This window comes from Mesorhizobium sp. M1A.F.Ca.IN.020.06.1.1, from assembly GCF_004023265.1.
Classification (GTDB): domain Bacteria; phylum Pseudomonadota; class Alphaproteobacteria; order Rhizobiales; family Rhizobiaceae; genus Mesorhizobium.
Genome location: NZ_RZSR01001259.1, coordinates 1 through 1,378 on the forward strand (window position 1 = coordinate 1; position 1,378 = coordinate 1,378).

Sequence of the window (1,378 nt, forward strand, 5' to 3'; positions counted from 1 at the left end):
GGTGAAGCGGATCTTGGTATCCGACAGTTCCGTCGTCACCGCGATATCAGGGTCGTCGACCAGCTTCTGCAGCTCGCTCACCGTCTTGCGCGGGATGATGATGCCGGGCATGCCTTCGGAGCCTGCCGGCGCGTCGATCTCGGCGCGCGCCAGTCGGTGCCCGTCGGTCGCGACCGAGCGCAGCTTCAGCTTGCCGCCCGCCTCATGCGTGTGCAGGAAGATGCCGTTGAGATAGTAGCGCGTCTCTTCGGTCGAGATCGCGAACTGCGTCTTCTCGATCAGGCCCTTGAGCGCTACCGAATCGAGCCGGAAGATGTGCGAGAAGGAGCCGGCCGAAAGCTCCGGGAAATCGGACTGCGGCAAGCACTGCAGGCGGAAGCTGGAGCGCCCGGACGTGACGGTCATAGCGTTGCCGTCCTCGTCGGTCTTCAGCATCACCTCGGCGCCGTCGGCCAGCTTGCGCACGATGTCGTAGAGCAGATGCGCCGGAACCGTCGTCGCGCCGCCGCGCTCGACCTTGGCCGGCGTGGCTTCGGTCACTTCAAGGTCGAGGTCGGTGGCCTTCATTTCCAGGCTGGCGCCCTCGGCGCTGAGCAGCACATTCGACAGGATCGGTATGGTGTTGCGCCGCTCCACCACGCGATGGACGTGGTTGAGGGACTTCAGGAGATTGGATCGTTCCAGGATAACACGCATGACGAAACAGGCTCGCTTCAATGAATGAGCGGGTCACCGGGCAGCGGCGTCCCGCAAAAGCTCCGAAAAGCTCAGAATCTATGTAAGCTGACAGTAAAAACCCTGCAAACGCAAGCCCGCGGCACCGGTTCCAGCCGGTTGCGCGGGCTTTCTGGGGATAAAGCGGGCGAAGCGCTCAGGCCTGCTCGTTGATCAGCCTTCTGAGCAGTTCGAGTTCCTGTGCCAGCGTGTTGTCGGCGCCGGAAAGATCCTCGATCTTGCGCACGGCGTGCAGAACCGTCGTGTGATCGCGGCCGCCGAAACGGCGTCCGATCTCCGGCAGCGAGCGCGGCGTCATCACCTTGGAGAGATACATCGCTACCTGCCGCGGTTTGACGATGGTGCGCGTGCGGCGGTTTGAGAGCAGTTCCGTCTTCGAAACGTTATAGTGGCGCGCCACGATGCGCTGGATGTCCTCGATACGCACCCGCTTCGGCTCGCCCGAGCGGTAGATATGGCCGAGGATCTCGTCGATGCGGTCGATAGTGATCTGCGGCTCGAAGGACTGGCGAAACAGAAGCTGGTTGAAGGCGCCTTCGAGCTCGCGCCCGCTGCCCGTCACCGTTCTGGCGACGTGATCGAGGATCTCATCCGAAATGTCGAGCGAGGTATCGTCGATCTTGGCGGTGGCAAGGCGCAGCTT

Annotated in this window: 2 protein-coding genes; both read right to left on the reverse strand. The window is 62.8% G+C overall.

Annotated elements, in window-relative coordinates; genetic code table 11:
* Positions 1 to 696: DNA polymerase III subunit beta (dnaN, locus tag EOA60_RS33050; protein WP_128312625.1), on the reverse strand; the 696-nt coding region annotated here is incomplete at its 3' end.
* A 175-nt stretch (positions 697 to 871) separates the two neighbouring features.
* Positions 872 to 1,378: helix-turn-helix domain-containing protein (locus tag EOA60_RS33055; RefSeq protein ID WP_245502679.1), on the reverse strand; the 507-nt coding region annotated here is incomplete at its 5' end.